This window comes from Cellulomonas telluris, assembly GCF_004886325.1.
In the GTDB taxonomy this organism is placed as follows: Bacteria; Actinomycetota; Actinomycetes; order Actinomycetales; family Cellulomonadaceae; genus Cellulomonas; species Cellulomonas telluris.
This window is the reverse complement of the sequence record NZ_QXFN01000091.1, coordinates 1-538: the sequence shown is the minus strand read 5'-3', so window position 1 is coordinate 538 and position 538 is coordinate 1. Positions and strand designations below refer to the sequence as shown.

Below are 538 nucleotides of genomic sequence, written 5' to 3'. Positions count from 1 at the left end.
TGACGCACGCGGATGCCCTGCCGGGTGCGGACGCGGCGCGACCAGTCGACCGCCACCTCGATCGGCTCGTCCGGTCCCGTCGGCGGGTCGGGCAGCGCGTGACGGCCGGCGAGGGCGGCCGGCTCGGCGTACAGCACCGCCGCCCAGCAGCGCTGCGCGTGGCTCGGTCGACCGGTGTGGTCGAGGTAGACACCCGGGTGCACCGACGTGAGGACCCGCCGTCGCAGGAGCGTCTCGACCTGTGGCTTCGTCAGGCCCGCCTGCCGGAGCTGTCGTCGGTTGACGACGCCGTCCTGGGCGGCCAGCAGGGAGCGCAGCTCGCGGGAGAGGTCCATGGCGGGTCGATGCCCGCGGGAACGGCACCGCACACCGAGCCACCCCGCCCTGTGGACGAGGACATCGGGGAACGCCGGCTCGCCCAGGGCGAGCCGGGGGTCCCCGCTCAGCTGTTGCGGATGACGTACGCCGTGCCGCCCGACGCGGCGATCCAGATCCGCTCGAACTGGGCGCGGTCGTAGGTGCGGCGCACCTCGGCGTT

Annotated in this window: 1 protein-coding gene; it reads right to left on the bottom strand. The window is 74.7% G+C overall.

What is annotated here, in order from left to right:
• Positions 1-335 (bottom strand): type IV toxin-antitoxin system AbiEi family antitoxin domain-containing protein (locus tag FB586_RS18880; RefSeq protein WP_168800630.1); only part of this gene is annotated, 335 nt, incomplete at its 3' end.
• Positions 336-538: the final 203 nt, after the last annotated feature.